Annotated in this window: 20 protein-coding genes; 12 read left to right on the top strand and 8 right to left on the bottom strand. The window is 41.0% G+C overall.

Features of this window, described 5'->3' with window-relative positions:
- Window positions 1-165 precede the first annotated feature (165 nt).
- The 3 genes from speE (at window position 166) to L1068_RS05915 (ending at window position 3,836) form a co-directional block, all read left to right on the top strand.
- Window positions 166-1,026 (top strand): polyamine aminopropyltransferase, encoded by an 861-nt coding sequence (gene speE, locus L1068_RS05925; protein WP_237129482.1) that lies wholly within the window; start codon window positions 166-168, stop codon window positions 1,024-1,026.
- 139 nt (window positions 1,027-1,165) lie between these two features.
- Complete coding sequence (locus tag L1068_RS05920) at window positions 1,166-3,181, top strand: glycoside hydrolase family 97 protein (protein WP_237129481.1); 2,016 nt, start codon at window positions 1,166-1,168, stop codon at window positions 3,179-3,181.
- Window positions 3,182-3,332: 151 nt separating this feature from the next.
- On the top strand, window positions 3,333-3,836 hold the full coding sequence (locus L1068_RS05915; protein WP_237129480.1) for a hypothetical protein: 504 nt from the start codon (window positions 3,333-3,335) through the stop codon (window positions 3,834-3,836).
- A gap of 863 nt (window positions 3,837-4,699) precedes the next feature.
- Here the strand turns inward: L1068_RS05915 and L1068_RS05910 are convergent.
- Window positions 4,700-5,503, bottom strand: a complete 804-nt coding sequence (locus tag L1068_RS05910) for an ABC transporter substrate-binding protein (protein ID WP_237129479.1) — start codon at window positions 5,501-5,503, stop codon at window positions 4,700-4,702.
- Window positions 5,504-5,565: 62 nt separating this feature from the next.
- Window positions 5,566-6,510: a ribosome biogenesis GTPase YlqF gene (ylqF, locus tag L1068_RS05905; RefSeq protein WP_010561437.1), complete on the bottom strand. Its 945-nt coding sequence runs from the start codon at window positions 6,508-6,510 to the stop codon at window positions 5,566-5,568.
- An 85-nt stretch (window positions 6,511-6,595) separates the two neighbouring features.
- Between ylqF and L1068_RS05900 the strand changes: the two genes are divergently transcribed.
- The 3 genes from L1068_RS05900 (at window position 6,596) to L1068_RS05890 (ending at window position 8,329) form a co-directional block, all read left to right on the top strand.
- Window positions 6,596-7,132 carry a YaeQ family protein gene (locus L1068_RS05900; protein WP_010561436.1) on the top strand — a complete coding sequence of 179 codons (537 nt, stop codon included), beginning with the start codon at window positions 6,596-6,598 and terminating at the stop codon, window positions 7,130-7,132.
- Between the two features lie 11 nt (window positions 7,133-7,143).
- Window positions 7,144-7,773 (top strand): alpha/beta hydrolase, encoded by a 630-nt coding sequence (locus L1068_RS05895; RefSeq protein ID WP_237129478.1) that lies wholly within the window; start codon window positions 7,144-7,146, stop codon window positions 7,771-7,773.
- An 82-nt stretch (window positions 7,774-7,855) separates the two neighbouring features.
- The gene (locus L1068_RS05890; RefSeq protein WP_237129477.1) at window positions 7,856-8,329 is read left to right on the top strand and encodes a Dps family protein; all 474 of its coding nucleotides are present in this window, start codon (window positions 7,856-7,858) and stop codon (window positions 8,327-8,329) included.
- A gap of 83 nt (window positions 8,330-8,412) precedes the next feature.
- Here L1068_RS05890 and L1068_RS05885 read toward each other — a convergent pair whose 3' ends face one another.
- The 3 genes from L1068_RS05885 to L1068_RS05875 all read right to left on the bottom strand — a co-directional run bounded on the left by L1068_RS05885 (window position 8,413) and on the right by L1068_RS05875 (window position 10,976).
- The gene (locus tag L1068_RS05885) at window positions 8,413-8,622 is read right to left on the bottom strand and encodes a hypothetical protein (RefSeq protein WP_010561433.1); all 210 of its coding nucleotides are present in this window, start codon (window positions 8,620-8,622) and stop codon (window positions 8,413-8,415) included.
- Between the two features lie 220 nt (window positions 8,623-8,842).
- A complete protein-coding gene (locus L1068_RS05880) occupies window positions 8,843-10,027 on the bottom strand; it encodes an ABC transporter permease (RefSeq protein ID WP_237129476.1) in 1,185 nt (394 codons plus the stop codon).
- A complete protein-coding gene (locus tag L1068_RS05875; RefSeq protein WP_237129475.1) occupies window positions 10,020-10,976 on the bottom strand; it encodes an ATP-binding cassette domain-containing protein in 957 nt (318 codons plus the stop codon). Before L1068_RS05875 ends, L1068_RS05880 begins: the two co-directional genes overlap by 8 nt.
- 174 nt (window positions 10,977-11,150) lie before the next feature.
- On the opposite strand from L1068_RS05875, the gene L1068_RS05870 reads away from it, so the two are divergent.
- From L1068_RS05870 to sodX, 4 genes are all read left to right on the top strand, one after another.
- On the top strand, window positions 11,151-12,572 hold the full coding sequence (locus L1068_RS05870; protein ID WP_054980914.1) for a sigma 54-interacting transcriptional regulator: 1,422 nt from the start codon (window positions 11,151-11,153) through the stop codon (window positions 12,570-12,572).
- Window positions 12,573-12,775: 203 nt separating this feature from the next.
- Entirely contained in the window at window positions 12,776-14,158 is a 1,383-nt protein-coding gene (gene ccoG / locus L1068_RS05865; protein ID WP_237129474.1) for a cytochrome c oxidase accessory protein CcoG, read from the top strand.
- 130 nt (window positions 14,159-14,288) lie between these two features.
- Complete coding sequence (locus L1068_RS05860) at window positions 14,289-14,732, top strand: hypothetical protein (RefSeq protein WP_237129473.1); 444 nt, start codon at window positions 14,289-14,291, stop codon at window positions 14,730-14,732.
- A 317-nt stretch (window positions 14,733-15,049) separates the two neighbouring features.
- Window positions 15,050-15,340, top strand: coding sequence for a nickel-type superoxide dismutase maturation protease (gene sodX, locus L1068_RS05855; RefSeq protein ID WP_010561425.1), 291 nt, complete (start codon window positions 15,050-15,052; stop codon window positions 15,338-15,340).
- A gap of 55 nt (window positions 15,341-15,395) precedes the next feature.
- On the opposite strand, the gene L1068_RS05850 is transcribed toward sodX, so the two are convergent.
- Both L1068_RS05850 and L1068_RS05845 read right to left on the bottom strand, forming a co-directional pair.
- Complete coding sequence (locus tag L1068_RS05850) at window positions 15,396-16,469, bottom strand: substrate-binding domain-containing protein (protein ID WP_237129472.1); 1,074 nt, start codon at window positions 16,467-16,469, stop codon at window positions 15,396-15,398.
- Window positions 16,470-16,742: 273 nt separating this feature from the next.
- Window positions 16,743-19,931 carry an amidohydrolase family protein gene (locus L1068_RS05845; protein WP_237129471.1) on the bottom strand — a complete coding sequence of 1,063 codons (3,189 nt, stop codon included), beginning with the start codon at window positions 19,929-19,931 and terminating at the stop codon, window positions 16,743-16,745.
- Window positions 19,932-20,151: 220 nt separating this feature from the next.
- Between L1068_RS05845 and L1068_RS05840 the strand changes: the two genes are divergently transcribed.
- Window positions 20,152-20,964: a methyltransferase gene (locus tag L1068_RS05840; RefSeq protein WP_237129470.1), complete on the top strand. Its 813-nt coding sequence runs from the start codon at window positions 20,152-20,154 to the stop codon at window positions 20,962-20,964.
- A 41-nt stretch (window positions 20,965-21,005) separates the two neighbouring features.
- Here the strand turns inward: L1068_RS05840 and L1068_RS05835 are convergent, their stop codons facing one another.
- Window positions 21,006-23,252 carry a TonB-dependent receptor gene (locus L1068_RS05835; RefSeq protein ID WP_237129469.1) on the bottom strand — a complete coding sequence of 749 codons (2,247 nt, stop codon included), beginning with the start codon at window positions 23,250-23,252 and terminating at the stop codon, window positions 21,006-21,008.
- A gap of 364 nt (window positions 23,253-23,616) precedes the next feature.
- Between L1068_RS05835 and glmU the strand changes: the two genes are divergently transcribed.
- Window positions 23,617-24,978, top strand: coding sequence for a bifunctional UDP-N-acetylglucosamine diphosphorylase/glucosamine-1-phosphate N-acetyltransferase GlmU (gene glmU / locus L1068_RS05830; RefSeq protein ID WP_237129468.1), 1,362 nt, complete (start codon window positions 23,617-23,619; stop codon window positions 24,976-24,978).
- Window positions 24,979-25,012 lie beyond the last annotated feature (34 nt).

Here is a 25,012-nt window from a genome sequence, read left to right as displayed (position 1 = left end):
TCTTCATAAAGTCAGATAGTTAGCGATATTTTAATTTGCTTTTTACACACTAGCCATAAAAATTCATTTGTTCGGCTATAATTTTATTTTCTAATTGAGTAACACGCATTTCGCTGGCAAAATTGCCGCAATTTTTAAACACATAAATGGTAAGTGAAAACTACTATGTCTAATTTAGATGCTAATACTTGGTTCACTGAAATAAGTGATCGTGATGGCAGTGCTTTTTCACTGCGCATTAATAAAAAACTAGAGTCAAAACAATCACCTTTTCAACTAGTTGAAATGTATGAAACAACAGACTTTGGTAATTTAATGATTATTGATGGTTGTACTATGGTAAGTACACGCGAGAACTTTTTCTATCATGAAATGATGAGCCATACTGCGCTGTTTTCACACCCTGCACCAAAAAATGTTGTGATCATTGGCGGTGGTGATTGCGGCACATTACGTGAAGTACTAAAACACCCGGACATCAAAACCGTTCATCAAATTGATATTGATGAAGTAGTAACTGAAATGTCGTTAAAGTACTTCCCTGAATTATGTGAATCAAACCACGACCCACGCGCATCTGTAATATTTGATGATGGCATTAAATTTATGGCTGAAGCCGCGCCAGAATCAATTGATGTCATTATTGTTGATGGCACCGATCCAGTAGGCCCAGGTGAAGGGTTATTTAACCATGCATTTTATACTAGCTGTTTAAAAGCATTGCGCACTGGCGGCATTTTGATTCAACAAAGCGAATCACCATTAATGCACCAACAATTACTGCGTGAAACCCGTGCAGCAATGTTAGACGTTGGTTTTGCCGATTTACAAACACTGCCATTCCCACAACCAATTTACCCATCGGGTTTATGGTCAGCAACGATGGCGCGCAAAGGCGAAAACTTCACAGCGTTTAGAGCACAAGATGTTGAAAATGCAGCATTTGATACTGAATACTACAATGTAGGCATTCATCAAGGCGCACTAGCAACACCTAACTTCTTAAAGCGTGCATTAGCTAAGTAAGCACAATTAACAAATTTACAGCTTTATAAAAGCCCTCTTTGAGGGCTTTTTGCGTTATTGAATACGTTTGCAAACGCTGGTGTGATTTTTCGCAAGCTTTTACTCTTGATGCTCCCACATTGACAACAAGTGAAACAAGATGAAAAAAGCGCTTTTACTGCTTATGCTTGCGCCGTGCCTGCAGGCAAAAACTGTTGCTGTAAGCTCGCCGAATCAGCAAATTAAAGTAATTGTATCCGATGAGCAAGAACTGCCGAGCTACCAAGTAATTTTCAACGATCAAACACTGATTAGCCCATCAAGTCTTGGCTTTGATTTTCGTCAGCACCCAAGTATTGGCCATAACGCAAAAATCAGCGATTCAGCCATTTCCTCACATAATGAAACATGGCAACAACCTTGGGGAGAGCGCCAGTCAGTTCAAGATAATCACAACAAACTCGCGCTAACCTTTTCACAAGCTGACACTACATTTAGTATCACCTTTAAAGTATTTGATGATGGCATTGGTTTTCGATACGAGCTACCCACTAAACAAGGCTATATTGGTGCAGAAATTAGCAAAGAACTGACACAATTTAACCTTACCGAGTCACACTCGACTCAATCTTGGTGGATCCCTGCACGTGAATGGAATCGCTATGAATATGTTTACAACAAAACACCGCTTAATTTAGCGCGTCATGTTCATACACCAATAACCCTTAAGCGCGACGACACTATTCACCTTAGCATTCATGAAGCCGCGCTCGTTGATTTTGCTGCGATGACATTAAAGCAAGGCCGCGATGGACAGTTTAGCGCCGATTTAACTCCTTGGAGCGATGGCACATTAGTCAAAACAAACGATGGCTTTACCACACCATGGCGTACTATTCAGATCAGTGACTCAGCAATTGGACTTGCTAATTCAGACTTAATTCTAAACCTCAATGAGCCAAATAAATTAGGTAATGTTGATTGGGTGGAACCAAGCAAATACGTAGGTATTTGGTGGGGCATGCATATTGGCGAAAATACTTGGGGCAGCGGTGATAAACACGGAGCCACAACCAAGCTAACTAAAGAATATATCGATTTCGCTGCCGAAAATGGCTTTAAAGGCGTATTGGTTGAAGGTTGGAATATTGGCTGGGATGGAGACTGGTTCCACAATGGGGATGTGTTTAATTTTACCCAAGCATATCCTGACTTTAACTTTGCCGAGCTAGCAGCTTATGGCAAAGCCAAAGGCGTGGCGATTGTTGGTCACCATGAAACATCTGGCAATGTAAGCAACTATGCAAACCAAATGCAAGATGCCTTTGCACTTTACCAAACGCACGGTATTAGCCAAGTTAAAACCGGCTACGTTGCCGATGGTGGTAATATCAAAAGAGTAGACGAAAAAGGCCAAGTAAAGCGTGAATGGCATGACGGCCAATTTATGGTAAATGAATATTTAGCCAATGTAACACTTGCTGCCAAACATAAAATTAGCATCAATACTCACGAACCAATTAAAGACACTGGCTTACGTCGCACTTATCCAAATTGGATTTCTCGTGAAGGCGCACGCGGACAAGAATACAATGCGTGGGGTACACCGCCTAATCCGCCAAGTCATGTACCTACCCTAGCGTTTACCCGTATGCTATCTGGACCAATGGATTTTACACCAGGTATTTTTGATTTATCGTTTAATGGTTTGGGCAGCGACACTAACCGACCGCAAACCACGCTAGCAAAACAGTTAGCGCTTTATGTTGTACTTTACAGCCCAATTCAAATGGCAGCCGACTTACCGCGTAATTACCGCGCAAAACCAGAAGCGTTCCAGTTTATCAAAGATGTACCGACAGACTGGCAACAGAGCAAAGCAATTGCTGGCGAAGTAGGTGAGTACATTGTATTTGCGCGCCAAGATAAGCATTCTGATGATTGGTACTTAGGTGCAGTAACCGATGACAATGCACGTAATGAGAAAATTAACCTTAACTTTCTCGAACCAAATCGCAAATACATTGCCCAAGTGTATAGCGATGGCGAAAACGCTAATTGGGTCGACAAACCATACGAAATGGCGATCTACAACAAAACCGTTACGCAAAATGACGAACTTGTCCTGAAAATGGCGGCGGGCGGTGGCGTAGCAATTCGCTTTAAAGCGCTTTAATACTTGCTCATGCCATACGGCATACCTAAGCCCTAACAAATGTTAGGGCTTTTCTTTTGCCTAATTTTCACTAAGCTTAGGTGATCGCAAAGTAAGTTGTGTGTTTTTAATACTCACTTACTCAATAATAATAAGACGAAAGAGAACCCCAATGAAAAAACTATTTGTTATAGCCATGTGTTTGTTGCTGCAAACATTCGCTAACCAAGCCCAAGCATTAGACGAAAAACTGAAAATTTTCGAGCCTTATTTGGGCACGTGGGAGTCAACTTTTAGTAATGGTGCCGTTGATGTAAGTCACTGGGAAAGCACACTAAATGGCACAACATTGCGCACCTTACACTCAATTAATGACGGCGCATACGGTGGTGAGTCGTTAATTTTTTGGGATAACAAAAAGCAAAAGCTGGTGTTTTTCTACTTCACTACGGCTGGATTTTATACTCAAGGTGAACTGGAAATAACGGCAGAAAATGAATTCGTAGCGTATGAGGATGTCACGGGCAATAAAGATGGCATTACCAAAGTAAAATCTTCAAGCCGTTTAAGCGACGGAAAAATTGTGGTGAGTACCAGCTACTTCAAACAAGGTGAGTGGACTAAACCTGAATCTCGCAGTTATAGCCGCAGTACAAAAACAGTAAAATTCAAATAAATTAGACATAAAAAAGCCGACTTTGCAAAAAGCGAAGTCGGCCAAATAACCTAAGGGAAATAGTTCGTTCAGCAGCGAAGTATTTAAAATTAGTATACGGCCAGTAGGTTTCACTTTTATTACAAAGAGGGTAACCAGAATATAAAATTTTATGCTTTTTTAGAAAAATCCACTGCACAAAAAGCCCCCAACCCTGTAACTAGTTCAGAAACAAAAAATTAATTAACATTTTTAAATATTAAAAAAGCAATATAAATCAAAACATTAAATTCATCACACTGAAAACAGCTAAAAATAATGAGAACTATTCTCAAAAAGATATTGACAGTTTCTTAGATCTAATTGATAATCAATCTCAACAAGGAAGCAGTACACGCACTCACTCTTCTTTGTGTTTCTCGACCCTAGTAGCTTTTTAGGCTACGGCTACTAGCAGCAGCGCTTCGCGCCCCTGAAGCTAAGTTGCTAGTAGCCAATTTATACGAATTACTTGCTACATTGCTCATATCGGTGACGGTAGATATGAAACCAAAAGGCCTCAGAACGAGGCCTTTTTTATTTTTAATCTGTGTAATTTAGTTACCACAACATTAATGAGAATTATTATCAAAAATTATTTGACAGCCATTAAGATCTAACTGATAATCAATCTCAATAAAGAAGCATAACTCGCACTCACACTTCTTTGTGTTTCTCGACCTTAGTAGCTTTTTATACTTAATTAACAAGCTACGGCTGCTAGCAGTAGCGCTTCACGCCCCTGAAGTTAAGTTGCTAGTAGCCAATTTATACGAATTACTTGCTACATTGCTCATATCGGTGACGGTAGATATGAAACAAAAGGCCTCAGAACGAGGTCTTTTTTATTTGTATCCCAAATGCTCAATAATGAAGTCAGTCTCAATTAAATCGCCTGCCTCGTTCAATTTACTTATGGCAAATGCACGATATCCAGCACTGTTCATAACGCTTTCAAAATCGGCAACAAACTTTTCACCAACATCTGACTTTGCACACGCTAAGTAACCTTTTACTGCGTGCTGGGCTTCCGTTAACGCATAAATAAAATAGTCTTTACCAATATTGGCATCGGGCTGACGGCTTTTAAATACCGATGAATATTCAATTATACCATCGAGTTTGCCCTGTTTGAGCATCACTTCTAAACGTTCAGCTTTATAACTTCCCGCGCCAACATACAACAGCTCAGAATTTTGCGTAATTAACTCATCGAGCTTTTCGCCATAGTTGCGTCCTTTTACAACGCCAATATTAAGACCAAACGATAATGCCGTTGTTAACGATAGCGACGGATACGTACCAATATCACGGTTTAAAATAAGGCGATTAGGTGCATAAGCAATTAACGGTTGGCTTGCAAATACGGCAAGTTTTGCTCTTTTGGGTGTGTAGGTTTTGTTATAAACACAGGTGTTACTTTGTTTTTCAATTAATCGCCACTCTCGTTCGCGACTAGTTTGCTGAAATGTAACTTGGTAGTCATTTTTAAGCTCATCGGTAACGTAATAAACTAGCTGTGATACAAGATCTGCTTTGCGAATGCCCGCTTCTGGCAATAAATCTGTCGCAAAATAAATTTCTTGTTTTGCTGAGCAAAAAAAACTGATTAAAAAAAGAATGGATAAACAATTAGATAAGCAACGCACTACATATTCACTACAGTTAAACACTGTTTTAACTGTAGTGAATAATTACTCTAAATCCAAGCTTAGCGGCGATTTTTACGGGCGCGAGCACGACGTTGTTTTTTCTCTTCTTCACGTGCCTGCTTTTTAGCTTCGGCTTTGGCGCGTAATTCAGCTACCATAACCTCTTCTTCTTCACGCATCTCTGGTGTTTCCATCGAAATGCGACCAATCACAGCATCACGCAGTTCATTGATCAGAATTTCAGACATTTTGTGGGTATCAACTTGGTTGCCTGAACGAATACAGCCACGTTTACGCCCTGCTTGTTCAATAAACTCCCAGTCTTGCTCTGGTAATTCATCCATTTTATAACGTGATTTTAATAACGCTGGGTAGGCTGATAATAAATACTCAGCAGTGTAACTCGCCACTTCTTCATAGTTAATCGCGGTATCACGAATCGCACCGGTTGCCGCTAAACGGTAACCTGAATTTTCGTTTTCAACTTTTGGCCATAACATTCCTGGCGTGTCGTACAGCATAATGCCGTCTTCTAAACGGATCTTTTGCTGCGCCTTAGTTACCGCTGGTTCATTACCTGTTTTAGCAACAATGCGGCCAGCTAATGTATTGATAAGTGTTGATTTTCCCACATTTGGAATGCCCATAATCATGGCTTTAATTTGCTTATCAGCACCTACTTTATGAGGTACTAGCTTTTTACAGAGGTCGTTGATTAAATGCACTTCGCTCGATTTATTGTTATCAAGCGGTAAGGTTTTAACACCCGCTTCACGCTCAAGATACGTCATCCACGCTTTGGTCATTTCAGGGTCGGCAAGGTCAGCTTTATTTAAGATTTTAATCACGGGTTTATCACCACGTAGGTCGCCAACCATAGGGTTTTCACTACTGTAAGGAATACGCGCATCCAGCACTTCAATAATCACGTCCATTTGCGGCATGATTTCTTTTATCTCATTGCGCGCCTTATTCATATGACCAGGAAACCACTGAATCGCCATTTATTTTCTCCAAAGCATGAAAGTACACGTATTTTAACTATATTCAGTTACAATAGCAGTAACCTTTCTTACATTAATAGAAATTATGGCGTTAAAGTCACAAGTACATAAGCTATCGCTTAACCTAAGCGACATGGATAGACACCACTACGGTGATTACAGTCTAACAATTGCTCAGCATCCATCAGAAAACGACCACCGTTTAATGATCCGCATTTTAGCATTTGCATTAAATGCTTCAGATACGTTGAGCTTCACTAAAGGATTGTGCGCTGACGATGAACCTGAAATTTGGCAAAAGTCATTAAGCGACGAAATCGAAACTTGGATCGATCTTGGTTTACCTGACGAAAAACGCCTGAAAAAAGCCTGCAACCAGTCAAAACAAGCCATTTTATATACCTATGGCGACGGCGACCAAAAAGTGTGGCTTGAAAAGCACCAAGGTAAGTTTTTCCAGCACACCAACTTACGCGTGTTTAGCCTTCCATTTGAGCAGTCTCAACAACTTATTCCATTAGCTGCAAGACATATGCAGTTGTCTGTTACTGTGCAAGATGGTCAAGTTTGGGTCAGCAACGATACCGATTCAATTCTTATCGAGCCAATCACCATTTTATAAGTGAAAGTAGTATGGCGATAAAAAAAGTAGTTATTTTACACGGCCTGTATATGTCGGGCTTTGTTATGCTGCCGCTCAGTAAACGCATAACAAAACTTGGCTTTGATACCCTGAATTTAAGTTATCAAAGCTTATCGCCAAATACTGCAACTATTTTTCAGCAAATCGATAGCTTTATTGACGGTGAAAATACCGCGTTTGTTTGCCACTCTATGGGCGGGTTAATTGCACGCGCCTACCTTGAAGCCAATAGCCAACACGCAGCAAATGTTAAAAAAGTTATCACATTAGGCACTCCCCACAAAGGCGCCACACTTGCCAAACACATGAAAGATAAGGGCTTTGACTTATTTTTAAAAAATAGTGTTGAGTTTCTTTTATCTGAAAACCACGACTGGCCATTTAGCGCCAAACTTTACAGTATTGCAGGTGATCTGCCACTTGGTTTAATGCCGCTTATTAAGAAAAACAGTGAATCTGACGGCACTGTATTGCTTGATGAAACTAAACTCAAAGGCATGGCAGAGCACAAAGTCTTTCATTTAAGCCATACCAGTCTCATTTATTCCCGCAAAGTAATGGATTACATTGAGTCCATTTTGTCATCACAAAAACAGAATATAGCAATCGACTTTAAGTGATTTATTCAATTAAAAACTTATCTGATAATAAACCCATCGAAACAAATTAAATATATTAAATACATTGAATATGAGGTGGGTTATGAAAAACGTTTCAATTATTGGATTAGACAAAACGATTACAAACAACTTAGTTGCTGAACTAAATACCTTACTTAGCAGTTACCAAATTCAGTACATGAATGCCCGTGGTTTTCACTGGAATATTAAAGGCGAAAACTTCTTCGAGTTGCACGCAAAATTTGAAGAAATCTACAACGATTTACTGTTGAAAGTTGATGAAATCGCTGAGCGAATTTTAACGCTAGGCGGTGAACCGCTACACGGTTTTTCAGACTACCTTGCCAACAGCAAGATCACTGAAGCAAAAAACATTAGTGCTGGGCGCGAAGCGATTAACAACCTACTTACTGGCTTTAGTGAATTAATTGCAACACAGCGCTCAATACTAACTTTAGCCGGTGACGCCGAGGATGAAGGTACAGCCTCACTAATGAGTGATTATATTAAAGAGCAAGAGAAACTAGTTTGGATGTTAAACGCTTACTTAGACTAAGTTAAATTGTTTTCAAATTAGTACGAAAAAAGGCAGCTAATGCTGCCTTTGTCGCAAGTAAAGTAAAACTAATTGGGACAAGTTTAATGACCTGAATCTTCGTCATGAGATGCAGCATACTTATACGCTGCAAATGCAATGATAAATAGTAGCAAAGGTACAGGCGCTGCAATAATGCCAAACGAACTTGAGTTAGCAATGCTTGCACCAGCTAAGTGACCCACAACAGTAACAACTAATGCTAATACTGCGATAACCGTAACGATAATTTCTGATTTTTGCACATTTCTCATAACGAAATTCCTTCTTAAACTATCCAACTTATCGGTGATAAATCGGTTTCTGGAATTAAGTATGCGCCCGTTTTGAGATTGAGAATTGACTTAAATCAAGTTTATTTCCTAACCAATTATCAGCCGATGCGAAACTTGATTTAGCTCAAAAATTCAACCGAATCAGAAATAATTGGCAGTAAATATGCTTAAAAAAAGAGGCCGATGCCTCTTTTTAATATTAGCGTTCTGAAATCGCCCACCCTAACATTTGTTTAAAGCTTGGCTCTTTACCATACATCACCATGCCCATTTTAAATAAGCGTCCAGCCACACCACGCATATAAATGCACAATGCCAGTGTCAGTACCAGTGACAAAATAGGTTGCCAAATTGCCACATCAACCAACGCCATCTTAACGGGCATTACAGCAAATGCCGTAAGTGGGAAGTAACTTAAAAACGTCATAACCCAACCGCTTGGGCTATCCATTAATACAAACGCTAAAATCATTGGTACAAGCGGGATCATCATAAATGACGACTTTCCGCTGTGGTTTGGATCATCAATCGCAGCTGCAATTGCCGCCATAAACGCCGTTGAAAAATAAAGCCCTAGCAACGCAAACGCCAATACCCAAGGCAATAAAGCCCAATCAATAAACGACAGGTCGAGTGCTTGTCCTTGAATAATCACCTGTAAAAATGCAACGCCTAACAATACCGAAATAACGGTACTTAACATGGCTTTCAATGCCAGTAACACTTGACCTAGAATTTTACCGTCGACCCAAGTTTGTGCGCTCATTGTGGCGTAAAGTTGCTCTGTTACACGCTGCTGCTTTTCGCCGGTAATCGAGACAAACACCTGTGCAAACGACATAAAAATACCAACCGATAACAACACTAAAACACCTATTGCTGTAGCGCTTGAATGGCTTTCTTCACTTTTGATATTTTGGTCTAAATACACAGCTGAAACTAAAATTGGGTTGTTAATCAATGCTAATTGCTGCGCCGAAAGCGAAAGTTTATCGCTGATTTTTTCAACATAATGCTGTTTTAGCGCATTTTGCAGCGTCTGTTGCCACGCCATTTTTCCTTTGCTAATAAACTCAATGTTTACAGGGCTTACGGCTTCATCAATGAGTAACACAGCATCAAATTCTTGCGCCTCAAGGGCGGAAATAAGCTTTTCTTTATCGTCTTGTGTTTGCGTAAACGCATACCCATCTAAGGTCATTTCAAAAGGGCTATTAGCCGAAATGGCAATGCGATAATCACTGCTAGTGAAACTTGACGCACTTTGCCAAAAAAACACAACCACAGCGATTACCAGCATAATTAACTTGCTAATAAGCTCCTGCTTCCATTTGAAAAAGTGCATAAACTCCCATTTAGCAACTTGTGTTACTTGGTTATTCATCACTACTCTCCTCAGTTAACGCATGCTTTTGGTGCGATTCAATTGCTTTTAAATACATTTGATGTAAATCCATTGTGCGGCTCGATAAGTGCTCGACGTGACCTAACTTAGGCAAGATTGCTAACGCCTCATTTAGCTGTGCTTTGTCGTTTAACGTAACAACCAAGGTATTCGCTTTATTTAGGCGGTAGTTAATGTCGCCAAAATGCGTTTGCAGTGCTTCGGCATTTAATTCACCGCTAAAGCTCACTTCAAGTTCTAATGCACCACCAATTTGTTCCCTAATCGCGCTAAGTGAACCATATAAAACAGCTTCGCCTTTGTTCATTAACATCATTCTATCGGCCATTTTTTCTACCATCGCCATTTGGTGGGCACTTAAAATAACCGTCATTCCCTGTTGCTTTAATTCTGCTAAAAACAATACAACTTTTTCTTGGTTAATCGGATCGAGTCCAGAGAATGGCTCATCCAAAATAACAATTTCGGGACTGTGTAAAATTGCGGTGATCAGCTGTACTTTTTGCTGGTTGCCTTTTGAAAGTGATTTAAGCGGTTCATTTTCGCGGCCTAGTAAATCAAATCGCTTTAGCCAGTAATCAATATTTTGTTTTGCTTGTTGTTTACTTACACCATGCAGCGCAGCAAAGTAATGAAGGTTTTGCAGTAAGGTTTTTTCGCCATAGAGTCCGCGGTCTTCTGGTAAGTAGCCCAGTTTATTCGCCGGAATTTCACTAAAGTAGCTGCCATCTAATTGAATTGATACTTTTCCGCTATCAGGTTTTGTAAAACCTACTAACATACGTACGAGCGATGATTTACCTGCGCCGTTAGGCCCTAATAAGGCAAAAATTTCGCCTTTATTTACCGCAAAGCTTAACTGATTAACCGCTTTAGTTGAGGCGTACTGCTTACTTACCTCTTCCACACGGATCATTGCCTGTGTCATTGTTTTTCCCGCTTTTTCTTATTGTTTGCAATATTTTACGGGTAAACAAAGGGATAAACAGATCGCTCGTCATTTTATATTGCCACTTATCATTAAAATACAGATGATTAGTTGCTGGTAATTTGATGTTAAGCTTGGCATTATTGGCCCTCGATATTTCGTGGGTTGTGATATATGGATAATCTTAAAAACTTGCTAGCAGACTCAGAGCTATTGTTAAATGCAGTTGGTGAAGGCGTTTATGGTTTTGATTTAGAAGGAAAAGCAGTATTTATAAACCCTGCAGCAGAACGCATGACAGGTTGGCAAGCCGGCGAATTACTCGGCGAAAAAATTCACCAATATCATCATCATAGCCACGCCGATGGCAGCCCATACCCAGCGCATGAATGTAATATTTATGCCACCATGCAAGACGGACAAGAGCGCAGTATTAGCCATGAAGTATTTTGGCGCAAAGATGGTTCAAGCTTTCCAGTGGAATACACCTCAACTCCCGTTTATAAAAATGGCGAAATAGTTGGTGCTGTTGCAATCTTCCGCGATGTAACTAAGCAGCAAGAAAGCGATCGCGCACTGCGTGAAGCACTAGCCCAAGTGCAAGCCTTATCTGAACAATTACAAGCAGAAAATACTTATCTTCAAAGTGAAATCGACGAGAACTGGAGCGACTCTGGCTTAGTAGGACAAAGCCCGCGATTTAAGCAATTGCTTGAACAAGTAAGTTTAGTCAGTAAAACCGACAGCACTGTGCTGATCTTAGGTGAAAACGGCACAGGTAAAGAGCTTATAGCCCGTAATATTCATCGCTTAAGTAAACGCTGTCACAATACTTTGGTTAAAGTAAATTGCGCGGCCTTTACACCTAGCTTGTTAGAAAGCGAGCTATTCGGTCATGAAAAAGGCGCATTTACTGGCGCTACCGAAAGACGTAAAGGACGCTTTGAACTAGCGGATAAAGGCACCTTGTTTTTAGACGAAGTCGGCGAGCTAAGCCTTGAAGCACAGAGCAAATTGCTGCGTGTGCTGCAAGAACAAGAATTTGAACGTGTTGGCGGTAACCAAACAATTAAGGTTGATATTCGCGTTATCGCAGCAACTAACAAAGACTTATTAAAAATGGTTCAGCAAGGCGAGTTTCGTATGGATTTATATTATCGCCTTAACGTTTTCCCCCTTACTATGCCTGCTCTGAGAGAGCGCTTAGATGATTTGCCTTTGCTTTGTCATAATATTATTTCGGAGCTGGCTCGCAAATTGAGTAAACCAATCAAAGGCATCAGCAAGGCCAGTTTAAAGCGCCTTGCAACCTATCATTGGCCCGGCAATATTCGTGAACTACAAAACGTACTCGAACGCGAAGTCATCTTAAGTCAGAGTTCGCTGATTCAAATCAAGCAAGATTTTCAAGCCAATTTAGATGCCAGTAACTTTGCACAACTTACGCTAGCAGAAATGGAGCGCTCTTACATAGAGCAAGTGCTTGAGCAATGCTCAGGTAAAATAGGCGGGAGTAATGGCGCGGCCAAACTACTCGACCTACCTGAAAGCACCCTGCGCTCAAAAATGAAAAAACTTGGTATTACACGAGTATAAAATGACATTTTTAGCTGTTTTTATCATAAAAATAACAGCTAAAATCCACGATATATCGCGGACACGCGAAATAACGCGGCTTAGACAAAAACCAATAACAATAATTAACCTTATATTTCATAAGGTTACAGCAACCTCTTTTTGGCATAGTATTTGTTAAGCACTAGATAAGCGCAATGCTCTATCTACTGTCGAGAAATATTATGAAGTTTGATATCAAAGAAGAAGATTTGATCATTAAGCCCTACAAAACTGAGGGGCCAATTTACGTCAGATCACAAAAAGGTAAATACCAAAAGTTACGCCGCTATATTGGCTGGGCATTGATGTTGGCATTTATCTTAATCCCTTTTATTCCTTACCAAGGTCAGCAAGCCATATTACTCGATATCGGCGCGCAGCAGTTTCGCTTTTTTAATACCACCTTATTCCCGCAAGATTTCACCTTGCTAGCATGGATATTTATGGCGGGTGCATTTGCGCTATTTTTTGTTACCACCTGGCTCGGTCGAGTTTGGTGTGGTTACACCTGCCCGCAAACGGTATGGATGATGATGTTTATTTGGGTTGAAGAAAAAGTGGAAGGCAACCGCAATAAACGCATTAAGCTTGATAAATCACCCATGTCATTTGAAAAATTTCGCAAAAAAGGCCTCAAGCATTTAGCTTGGCTGAGTATTTCATTTTTAACTGCTACCACCTTTCTTAGCTACTTTGTGCCTGTTAAAGAGTTATATAGCAATTTAGTAACCTTAGATTGGTCTGGCTTGATTTGGTTTTGGGTAGGTCTATTTGCCGTATGTACTTACGGTAACGCAGGTTTCTTAAGAGAGAAAATGTGTATTTACATGTGCCCGTATTCTCGCTTTCAAGCAGTAATGTTCGACAAAGATACGTATGTGGTTGCCTACGATGAAAAACGTGGTGAATCACGCGGTCGCCGCAAACGTAAAGATGATCCGAAACAACTTGGTTTAGGTGATTGTGTTGACTGTAACCTGTGCGTTGAAGTGTGTCCTGCCGGTATTGATATTCGTAACGGCATGCAATACGAGTGCATTAACTGTGGCGCATGTATTGATGCTTGTGACGAAACCATGGATAAGTTTAATTACCAAAAAGGTTTAATTAGTTACACCAGTGAACACCAACTAGCTGGCCAAAAGACCAATAAATTCCGTTTAAAGCTAGTAGGTTATGGATTTTTTACCGGCTTAGTAATCGTCACTATGCTGATTTGGATGAATTTACGCGTACCTATTGAAACCAGTATTCTGCGTGACCGAAATGCGCTGTATCGGGTGAATTACGAAGGGTTAACTGAGAACACCTACACGCTAAGAATTACCAATAAAACGCAAAATACACTGAATTACACGCTAACACTGCTCGAAGATTCACGTTTTGTGCTAAGCGCACCACAAAACATTGTTATTCCAGCTGGTGAGATGAGCCAGTTCCCAGTCACGATTACGGCTGATGGCTATGATTTAAAACAAAAAGTAACGGATGTTCGCTTTAAAGTTCAAGCTATCGAGCAACCGGATATCCAAATCATTAAACAGTCTAAGTTTTATAAACCCTAAGCTGTAAAATCAACTTATAGCTAAGTTCCCTAGCACGCAAGGCTCAATCTAATTGAGCCTTTTTTCTTTACAACAGCTCAAACGCGATCAATAATCATTATCATTAAGTTGGTAGGTTAGGTATTTTAATATGAGCTGGCAATCCACAATGATTAAAGGCAATGAGTGTTTTGATTCACATAATTGGCTAGAGGCGGAAGGCTACTACAATCGCGCTATTGAGCTGGTTGATTTGCTATGGCAACAAGAAGTTAGCAACTTAGAAGCGATGCAAGCTTGGGTATGCGGTTATCAGAACCTCGCTGCCACCTACGAACAACAAGGCCAGCTAGAACGTGCACTGCAATGTTTATTGCACGCCCATTATCGCGTATTACAGCAAGCCAACAATAAAGCTATCTCAGAGCATGCACAAAGCCATGCCTTACAAATGTCCTCAGTCACGTTTAAAAGCATTTCGGTATTTAAAGGAAAGCATGCAAATTACACTCGCTGTATGGATGTGCTTGATCATGTGTGTGCCGCCCCCGCAGATATTAAAAACGCAAAATTAAAAGCTGCGTTAGTGCACTAGTTAGGGAGTTTGGTATGTCTAATTTATACATCAAAATCATAGCAATATGTTTATTGCTACCACACAGCCTTATGGCACATACAGGGCATGATCATAGCCCATTGTTTGACCTGTTGATTCACCTAGCATGGATAACACCAACGGTATTACTGTTCGTTTTTGTCAGTTACAAGGTAAAAATGCGTAACCTTGCTAAGGAGGGAAGATGAAAAAAGCAGCAAGCTTGAATAGGGCTCTAACTCAGCTCGATAAACTATTTAAATTTGAAATTGTTACGGCAAATTGCGACGCATCGCTTAAAACAGAGAACACAAAAAATGTTCGGATTAAGCATAAATAAAGTAACTGGCAACAGCATGTCGCCCGCGATAATGCCCAATAATTATGTGCTATTACATAGCTTTGGCAGTATGAAACATTTAAAAAAAGGGCAAATAGTTAAAGTCGCACACCCTATTTTTGGTGCCATAATTCAACGCATTGCCTATCAAGATAAAAATGGTCTTTATTGGTTAGCTGGTGACGACCCTAACAGTTTAGCCTGCTGCCAAATAGGACCGATTAGCGCCGAGCAAATCATCGGCGTAATGATTTGCAACCTGCGCTAAGCCCTTGCATGATTACGCGTCGAGCGCGTCAAAAATTCTCTTTCACAGCAAGATTCTAATGCCGAGTATTAACCAAGTTTTGCAAGTTAAATTCTAGCGGTTGCTGCGCCGACACAGAAAAACGCGAAAAATCGATTTGTTCGAATTCTTGTTCACGTAATAGTTTGCCAAACGGCTCTCGAGCTGGTGAGTCCGAGGACTCAAAAATTGCGAGTTGCTGACTCATGGCGCCCGCCTTTTTAGGGTAGAGGTGATTATCATGCAGCATCAATAATGCTTTTGCGCCTAATGTTACATGCCCACCAAAAGACACATCGGTCGCATATGCTTTATCATGAACATCCCAATTAATGCCGCCAATAATGACCTTATCTGATTGCTTTAGCTTATTTACCGCTGCAATTGCACCAAACGCCATTGCGTCATTTGCCGACCAAATAATGTCAGCGGGATACTTTGACAATACGCCATAGGTTTTTTTGTAAGCTTTCGACTCAGACCAACTAGCAACCGTTGAATCAATTAAACTCACATGAGGGTGCTTTTTTAAAGCGCGCTGCAAACCAAAGCGACGCTCCTCTGCCGCCGGTGTATTATAATCACCAAGCAGTGCATACATAGTAAGCTGCTGTTTTTTAAGTTCACCAGCGCGTTTAATTAATGCCTCTGCAAGCTGTTCACCTACCTTTTTATTGTTCGGCGATAAGCATCCTATCACTTTGCTTTTGATGTTATCTGGCAGAGATGCCTGCTGTGAGCGACTAAATTTGTTGAGCAACAAAAACACTTTAATATCGGTGTCAACAAGCTGCTCTAGCATTTGCGGTAACATTTGCTTTTCATTTACCAGAATTAAGTAATCGGGCTTTAGCGCTATCGCGTCGCTAACCAGTTTTTTCATCAGAATATGATTGCGTTCAGCATGCAATGATACGAGATCTATGTTGAGGTCGTTTGCAGCGGCAACCATAAAGTGATTCACGTTTGGCCAAAAGTCGCCAGAATCATTGTCTGTGGCATAACCCGGGTTAATAAAAACAACTTTCATATGGGAATTGGCACTAGCAAACACTGACCACATCAGCAGCATTAAAAACAACCAAACACGCACGACACTATTCACTTTCACACATCACCTTACTGCATCTAGATCGCTATAAGTATATAACTTAAACAAAAATATAGCTGCATGTTCTCAACTAATCAGAGCAGCTCTCTCGCTCGGTTGTGTGCTGGTGTAAATTTGCTACTAATCGATAGAGATTCATGTTCGAAAAGCCTTTGAATATATTTGAAAAAGTTCGATAACGGTAGGTAAATAGATATTGTTAGAGGAAATAAAAAAGGCTGAACCTACGTTCAGCCTTTTCGTTATTTAACCTGAAATCAGATTACGTAAAGCTTATTTTTCAAAATACAGCTTTTCGCGTTTTTTCTTACCTACTTCATTCATCGTTGCAGTATCAAATAAACGACCGTTAATCATAGTGTGCGTTACTTTATCAGTATCGCGAATATTTTCTAACGGGTTGCCATCGATCACCATTAAGTCGGCAAGCTTACCTACTTCAAGTGAACCAATGTGTTTATCTAAACCGAAGTGCGTTGCAGGGTCGATGGTTGCAGTGCGGATCACCTCAAGTGGTGCCATGCCGCCTTGCGCGAACATCCACATTTCCCAGTGTGCCGCTAACCCTTCACGTTGACCGTGTGCACCAATGTTCACTAGTACATCTAAGTCTTGTAATTCTTTCGAAACACGGGCGTTATTTACGTGATTATAATGATGATCAGGCGCTTTAACGCGGCGCATTGAGCGCGGTAGTAACTTGTTCTTAGGTACGTATTTCGACAGAATTGGGTGCGACCACACATCTGTTTTATCGTACCAGTAGTTTTCACCCCAAATACCACCATAGGCAACACCTAACGTTGGTGTATAACCTACTTTAGTTTGGCTCCACAGCTGCTTAATATCATCATAAATATTCGCCACTGGTAGTGAGTGTTCAACACCCGTGTGGCCATCCACCACCATGGTTAAGTTATGCTGCAGTAATGAGCCGCCTTCTGGCACTACCATCATGCCTAGTTCACGTGCAGCTTGCACAACTTGTTGACGCTGATTACGACGAGGCTGGTTGTACGATTTAACACTAATCGCACCCACTTTTTGTAAACGCTCAATATGGAATTTCGCATCGTCTAGACTATCAACATGGCTGGTGTAACCTGGCATGTTCGCACCATATAAAATCGTACCGGTTGAGAAAATGCGCGGCGCAACAATTTTACCGGCTTTTTGCATTTCACTCGCTGCGAATACTTCAGTTGTGTCATTTGATGGGTCGTGAATTGTCGTTACACCAAATGCTAAGCCTGCTAGGTTTTCCCAGTTTTGCTGAGGAATAATTTCATTTGAACCTTGCGAACCGTGCGCGTGTGCATCAACAAGACCCGGCATAATGGTTTTGCCGTTCATCTCGATAATTAATGCATCACTTGGTACGCTCACATCAGCCACAGTGCCAACCGCTTTAATGTGCTTACCATCCGTTACGATTACACCATTTTCAATTACCTCATCACCTTTCATGGTAATGATGCGTGCGCCAGTCAGTGCAATTACACCTTTTGGTGCATCCATTTTTTGTTTAAAGCCAATGTTTTGGCCGTTTTCAACTTTAAACGACTTTGACTCATCTTTGGCAATATCAAACACACCGTTTAAATCAGCATGGTAAAGCTCAGGACCTAGCGACCAGTAAAGTTTATCAGCTGACGTATTCCAGCTAATGTTTTCACCGGCGCGAACTGATAGTTGCTCCACTGGAAACTGGCTATCTTTTGGACCGATATTGATGGTTTTTCCGCGCTCCACAAATGGCGTTACAAATACTTTAAAACGCTCAGCAAACGCTAAGTACTTTCCATCCGGCGATACACGGAATTCAGTCGCGTGTTTTGCTTCGTATAGTTTGCGCTCTTTTTTGCTGGCTAGTTCAACCACTGAAAGCGATGGTTTTGGCCATGCTTGCATTACATAAATACGGTCGTTCTCAGCACCAAATTGCGGTTGAATACCATGTTTAGTAATAAATTCTTCGTCACCGCCACGGCTGCTGACAGCATAGATACCCGGTTTTACCGAGTAGCTCGGATCTAGAATCGCACCGCCTTTAATTTTGCGATACACCACAGTATCGCCATCTGGACTAAAGGTTGGTTCAACGTATTTACCTTTAGTTTCAACAATGTCTTTACCACGACCTGAACGTGCTGACACCACACGAATAGTGCCCTGCTCGTTATCATCCCAAGTTACGTACACTATTTTCTTACCATCGCGAGAATAAGATGGGAAGAACTCAAAGTGATCGCTTTGTTTAGTTAGGCGCCTTACTTTGCCCGACTCTAAATCACGCTTATAGATATGACCCATAGCTTCAAAAATCGCAGTTTCACCATCTGGCGAAACTTGCACATTGCGTAGCATTTTTACGTCAAACTCTTTGGTATCAAGATTTTGTGCAACACGTAATGCCGTTTGTAACTTCTTGCTAGTTTCCACTTCAAATGGAATGTCGCTTACTTTTTTGCTTTCAACATCCAGCTTGTGAAGTTTACCGCCCGCCCAGAAGATCAGTTCTTCATTGTCAGGGGTCCAAGCGATGGTCGTATAAACACCGTGAATTGCCCATGTTTCCTGCATATCACGCTCAAGCGCACCATATAGCTTTGTATGCTCACCCGTTGCAAAGTCATATACATAAAGACTTGATTGGAAATCGTCACGTTTTACGTAAGCAAGCTTTTTACCATCCGGTGATGGCGTTGGACGAATTGCGCCACCCATGCCTTCAATAATGGTTTCAATTTCACCAGTTTCACGGTCGTAGCGTTTAATTTTATAAATGCCCGCAACAGAATCTTTTGAGTAGTGAAAAGTTTTACCTGGTGTCGCATCTTGTGAGAAATAAACATAGCGACCATCAGGTGAAAATGCTGGTTCACCTAAATCTTTTTGATCGTTTGCACGCTTAGTTAGCTGTACACCTTTGCCGCCTGCTTTATGGTAAAGCCATACTTCACCAGCGCCAAGTGAACGCGTGCCCGTAAAGTGTTTACGCGCAGCGATAAAGTCGCCATTAGGACTCCATACAGGGCTATTTAATAAACGGAATGTTTCGTTGGTTACCGCAACTTGGTTTGAACCGTCAATGTTCATTAGCCAAATATTGTCGCCGCCACCTTGGTCTGACGTAAACGCGATTTTTTTGCCATCTGGGCTAAAACGCGGCTGCATTTGCCAAGGAATATCAGACGTCAGCTTAGTTGCTTTACCGCCTGAAATTGGCATTGTGTAAATATCACCAAGTAGATCAAACGCCAGTGTTTCTCCATCTGGGCTTACATCTACGTTCATCCAAGTACCTTGTTGCACTTTGATGTTGGCATCTAAAAATTCACCTTGTGGCGCTTCAACTTGCCACTCTTTTTTCTCTTCTTTTTTTGCTTCTTCTGCGCCGGCCTGTGAGCACAACGCTAAGCTCACTGCCATCGCAAGTGAGGTCTTTAATATTTGCTTCATCTCGGAGTCTTCTAGTTGTCACGTTTATTCTGTAACGAATTGAAACAAAATCGTGATTAATTAGCTAGTTTGCTTGAGTTAAAACCACCTAAAAAATCGATTAAAAATTTAGCAATTGGCTAAATAGAAATATTTTGCAACAAGTTACGACGCAAAATGCTTAAACAATCAACAGTTTTATGTTTAGCTTGTACCGATAAATTACCTTTAGGGACTAAACATGAAAACCTTACTTAACCTAGCGGTTAGTGCAGCAATTGCGACCGCATCTATCACGGTCGCACATGCAGCAACGCTACAAGACACAGTAAAAAGTGAAGTGCGCAGCGATAAAAATAAAGCACGTGATGAATTTCGTAACCCACAACAAACGCTAAACTTCTTTGGTTTAAGCAAAGATATGAATGTGGTAGAAATTTGGCCAGGCGGCGGTTGGTACACCGAAATTATCGCGCCTATGGTGGCTGAAAAAGGTAAATTTGTTGCAGCGCATTTTCCATCAGGTACAGATATTGGTTACTTCAATAAACATTTACCCAAGTATCAGGCAAAAATTAAAAACACACCGGCACTGAGTAAAACTGTAATCACCGAATTTCACCCTAAATTTAGTCCAGAAATGGCCCCTGCTGGCAGTGCCGACATGGTGCTAACTTTCCGTAACTTACATAATTTTTATATGACTAGCGACGAGATGATGCAATCAACACTTGATGCTGCATTTAAAGCGCTTAAACCTGGCGGTGTGTTAGGTGTGGTCGATCATAAATTACCTGAAAACCTAGACACAGAAGCCTTTCGCCAATCGGGTTACATTAAACAAAGTGTAGTTGAAGCGGCCGCTAAAAAAGCGGGCTTTAAATTGGTTGCCAGTTCAGGCGTGAATGCCAATCCGCTTGATCAAGCACAGTACGAAAAAGGCGTATGGACATTACCACCAACACTTGCACTAGGTGATAAAGACAAAGCCAAGTACCTTGCTATTGGTGAAAGTAACCGTTTCACGCTTAAGTTTGTAAAACCTAAGCTATAAACAGACAAGTAAAGCAGGCACAGTGTGCCTGCTTTTTTATATTAGAATTGATAACTTACCGTAATTTTGTAGTTACGCCCTAGTTCACCCGCATCTGTTGCATTACTGGCTGGTGCACGTAAATAGCGTTCGTTGGTAATATTATCTACCCCTACAACAACGCCTACCCCTGAAAGCACACCTTCGCCTTGATAGCTCGCATTTAAATTATAAAGTTGGTATGAATCAGTGCCCCAACCTCGGTCTAAATAGGCTTCTGGCAAGCGTTTTTGCTCAGCATATGCGAGCATCTGCACACCCACATTCAGGCTATCAAGCACTTGGTAATTTAGATTAAGTGTGAGTTTATCTGCAGGTGCTTCTGTATAGGCTTGTTTGTCATTTTCAATGGTACCTAAAAAGAAGTTAGGTACGCCGTACGCATCCATTTCAATTGTGGAATACCCTAAATACGCATCAAATTTACTAAGCGAGTAATGCAGTTCTAATTCAACACCGCTGCTTTCAAGTTTGCCGATATTCTTCGCGCTGTAATCACGGTGCGTGGCCACCGGCACACCATTGCTAGGGTTAGGGCCTGGTGAACCCAGCTGCTTATTGCCATTTTCGTCGACGTAATACATAAACGGTACGTTATCGATAAAGTTTTCGATATCGTTATTGAAATACATAGCCTTAACAGTGAACACATCGGCAAAAGCAACGTTAGACCAATCTAAGCCGAAGCCCACTTCAATATTTTCTGAAAGCTCTGGCTTTAAATCAGGCTGCGGTTCTTGATAGCAAATTTTGCCACCAATGTGGCAGCGCCATTCATCTTTTTTATACAGTTCTTGTACCGAAGGTGCGCGAAATGCCTCTGCATATTTTGCATAAAAATTAAGGAAATCAGTCGCTTTATAGGTTACGCCTAATTCACTGGATAACTCGCCGCTATCGCTATTATCGTAATCATCAAATGTGGTACTACTGCGATCAAAGACATCATAGCGCAAGCCCGCAGTGGTCAGTAATGTATCGTTTAAAAAGCTGGCTTGGTCAATTGCCGCAAATGAGAAATTAGTTGAATCACTTTTACCGTAAAACGTCGAGCTGACACCTTCTTCAAGTTCATTTTGTTCAAATTCTTCGTATTCAAAATTGAACTCAAGCGCTAATTTGTGATTAATCACGCCTTCAAATTCAGATAAGTTAGCAACCCTTAAACCTGTACGTGTATTGCTGCCATCACTTAATTTATCAAACGCTATTTTATTACCACGATTAACAATGTAGCCCATGGTTACTTCATCGTAACTTTTCTTTGAGAACACTGCCTGCACATCTAAATCGATAAGCGCTGAGGTTGGCTGATAGGTATAACTAGTCATTAATTCAATGTAGTCATTTTTATAGTCTTCAGACAAAGTAGGATAACGCAGCGCTAAATCCAAACGCTGCCCATAAGGCTGATTAAGCGATTCGGTTTCACTCCAATCTAGTTTGGTTTGTAAGCTATGATCTGGTGCGAAGTACCACGTGTTTTTAATTGTTGCGTTAGTTCTAGCTGAGTCATTACTGATTTTTTCCAACTTGGCTAACTCGCCAACTTCGTCACCTTTATCGTCGCTTGGTACAACATCAATATCTGAAAATTCAACATAAGAGGCATGCAAAACCGTGTCTGTTTGCGCAGTTAATGCAAATAAAGAACCGCTAAAACTATTCGAGTCAGACACAGATTGGTGCATTACCTGAGCGCGAGCGCCAAAACCTTCTTCACCATTTAAGTAATCGCTTGCATCTTTAGTGACCAAACGAATACTACCACCTACTGCGCCAGAACCTACGGTTAACGAATCTGCGCCACGCAGTACCTGAACTTGCTTTAATTGGGCTGGATCTATACCTAAGCTATTAATAGTTGCAATATTGCTGCCGCCATCTGATTCTGTTTTGCGTTTCACATTATCAATTGATACAAAAATACGTTCGCCATACAAACCACGAATCGCTGGTTGACCTGAAAGTGGCGTTACACTGCCAGCCATATCAACACCCGGTAACTCTTTCAAAATATTGCTTAGTTCAGCTTCTTGGTTACGCTTAATGTGTTCGTCGTTAACTTGCGAGATCGATGCCGCGGCATCATGCTTTGCCACAGTTAGCTTGTGACCAAATACTGAAATCGTTTCAATATCTTGTTCACCAGCTGATTTTTCATTGTTATTTTGGGATTGTGCATTAAACGCTGTGGTAGATAAGCCAAAAATAATGGCTGTTGAAACTAGCGTACGAGAGAAGTTCATTTACATTTTCCTTAACGATAATTATTCGCACTCGCGTTAAGATTAAAGTATCTGCTCTAGGCTTTCAATATCTAAGTTCACTAAAAAAACATTTAAAATCAGTATTTAACAAACAATTAATAAGTATTTAATTAAAAAAGAACTGGTGAAATTAAGACAATAATACGATTTTATACTGAGTTTTATTATTACGCTTACACTGTTTTAACTAATTGCAATGCAGGTTAAAATATCCGCCGTTTTTACAATTCAATATGATTTAGGTACTCATCTTAAAACGTGAGTTTAATCGGCACAGGGAGTGGGTTTATTTAACGCTAACCATGCTGGATTGTTATCGATGTGAAAAAAGGAAATTAATTTAATGGCATTAACCACTGTTATTCTCGCTGCGGGTAAAGGTACTCGTATGCGTTCAAAGTTGCCGAAAGTACTGCACCCTGTTGCCAACAAGCCTATGGTGCAACACGTTATTGATAATGCATTATCGCTTGGCGCTAACACCACTAACTTAGTCTACGGTCATGGCGGCGAGTTATTAAAAGAGCACCTAGCGCATAACGATGTGAACTGGGTATTACAAGCAGAGCAACTTGGTACTGGCCACGCGGTGGCACAGGCAAAAGAGCATATCGCGAATGACGATACCGTATTAATTCTTTACGGCGACGTACCACTTACTAAAAAATCAACATTAGAAGCACTACTTGATGTAACACCAAGTAAAGGCCTCGCTATTTTAACCGTCAACTTAGATGATCCATCGGGCTATGGCCGCATTGAGCGTAAAGATGGCAATATTGTGGGTATTGTTGAGCAAAAAGATGCCAACCCAGAGCAACTAAAAATCACCGAAATTAACTCAGGCATTATGGCAGTTAACGGCGGTTTGTTACGTGATTGGCTCGGCCGCTTATCAAATAACAATGCTCAAGGCGAATATTACCTAACAGATATTGTTGCTATGGCGCACGCTGATGGCGTTGAAATTACCTCTGCCCAACCAAGCGATTTAATGGAAGTTGAAGGTGCTAATAATCGCGTGCAGCTAGCTGCATTAGAGCGTGCTTATCAAGCGTGGCAAGCTGAAGATTTAATGCTAAATGGCGCAAGCTTGGCTGACCCTGCACGTATTGATGTGCGTGGTGAAGTCACCACAGGTCAAGACGTACAAATTGATGTTAACGTAGTATTTGAAGGCAAAGTAGTGCTTGGCGACGATGTGGTTATTGGCCCGAACTGCGTGCTAAAAGACTGCGAAATCGGCGATGGTGTGGTGATTAAAGCTAACTCTATTGTTGAAGAAGCAAGAGTTGCTGCTAAATGTACACTTGGCCCATTTGCACGCCTTCGTCCAGGTGCCATTATGGAAGAAGACTCGCACATTGGTAACTTTGTCGAAATGAAAAAGACTCGCTTAGGCAAAGGCTCTAAAGCGAATCATTTAACGTACCTTGGCGATACAGAAGTAGGCGAAAAGGTGAATATTGGCGCCGGCACCATTACCTGTAATTACGATGGTGTAAATAAGTCTAAAACCATTATTGGCGATAACGCGTTTATTGGCTCAAACAGCTCGCTAGTAGCGCCTGTTGAAATTGGTCAAACAGCCACAATTGGCGCAGGCTCAGTTGTTACCGCCAATGTTGCAGAGCAGCAGTTAGCTGTATCACGCGCAAAACAACGCAACATTGATGGTTGGCAGCGCCCTGTTAAGAAAAGCTAACAACAACGCTATTGAAAAAGCCGGTGTAATCACC

It is taken from the genome of Pseudoalteromonas sp. MMG024 (assembly GCF_021654175.1).
Lineage (GTDB): Bacteria > Pseudomonadota > Gammaproteobacteria > Enterobacterales > Alteromonadaceae > Pseudoalteromonas.
Note: the sequence above shows the minus strand (reverse complement) of the source record. Positions and strands in the feature narration are given on the sequence as shown.

Bases quoted from the DNA above. Each gene is read 5' to 3' on its own strand.
- L1068_RS05860 (WP_237129473.1), top strand. From the start codon at position 14,289: ATGAGCTGGCAATCCACAATGATTAAAGGCAATGAGTGTTTTGATTCA.
- L1068_RS05890 (WP_237129477.1), top strand. From the start codon at position 7,856: ATGAAAAACGTTTCAATTATTGGATTAGACAAAACGATTACAAACAAC.
- glmU (WP_237129468.1), top strand. From the start codon at position 23,617: ATGGCATTAACCACTGTTATTCTCGCTGCGGGTAAAGGTACTCGTATG.
- L1068_RS05920 (WP_237129481.1), top strand. From the start codon at position 1,166: ATGAAAAAAGCGCTTTTACTGCTTATGCTTGCGCCGTGCCTGCAGGCA.
- sodX (WP_010561425.1), top strand. From the start codon at position 15,050: ATGTTCGGATTAAGCATAAATAAAGTAACTGGCAACAGCATGTCGCCC.
- L1068_RS05895 (WP_237129478.1), top strand. From the start codon at position 7,144: ATGGCGATAAAAAAAGTAGTTATTTTACACGGCCTGTATATGTCGGGC.
- L1068_RS05885 (WP_010561433.1), bottom strand. From the start codon at position 8,622: ATGAGAAATGTGCAAAAATCAGAAATTATCGTTACGGTTATCGCAGTA.
- L1068_RS05875 (WP_237129475.1), bottom strand. From the start codon at position 10,976: ATGACACAGGCAATGATCCGTGTGGAAGAGGTAAGTAAGCAGTACGCC.
- L1068_RS05835 (WP_237129469.1), bottom strand. From the start codon at position 23,252: ATGAACTTCTCTCGTACGCTAGTTTCAACAGCCATTATTTTTGGCTTA.
- L1068_RS05870 (WP_054980914.1), top strand. From the start codon at position 11,151: ATGGATAATCTTAAAAACTTGCTAGCAGACTCAGAGCTATTGTTAAAT.
- L1068_RS05915 (WP_237129480.1), top strand. From the start codon at position 3,333: ATGAAAAAACTATTTGTTATAGCCATGTGTTTGTTGCTGCAAACATTC.
- speE (WP_237129482.1), top strand. From the start codon at position 166: ATGTCTAATTTAGATGCTAATACTTGGTTCACTGAAATAAGTGATCGT.
- ylqF (WP_010561437.1), bottom strand. From the start codon at position 6,510: ATGGCGATTCAGTGGTTTCCTGGTCATATGAATAAGGCGCGCAATGAG.
- ccoG (WP_237129474.1), top strand. From the start codon at position 12,776: ATGAAGTTTGATATCAAAGAAGAAGATTTGATCATTAAGCCCTACAAA.
- L1068_RS05900 (WP_010561436.1), top strand. From the start codon at position 6,596: ATGGCGTTAAAGTCACAAGTACATAAGCTATCGCTTAACCTAAGCGAC.
- L1068_RS05880 (WP_237129476.1), bottom strand. From the start codon at position 10,027: ATGAATAACCAAGTAACACAAGTTGCTAAATGGGAGTTTATGCACTTT.
- L1068_RS05840 (WP_237129470.1), top strand. From the start codon at position 20,152: ATGAAAACCTTACTTAACCTAGCGGTTAGTGCAGCAATTGCGACCGCA.
- L1068_RS05845 (WP_237129471.1), bottom strand. From the start codon at position 19,931: ATGAAGCAAATATTAAAGACCTCACTTGCGATGGCAGTGAGCTTAGCG.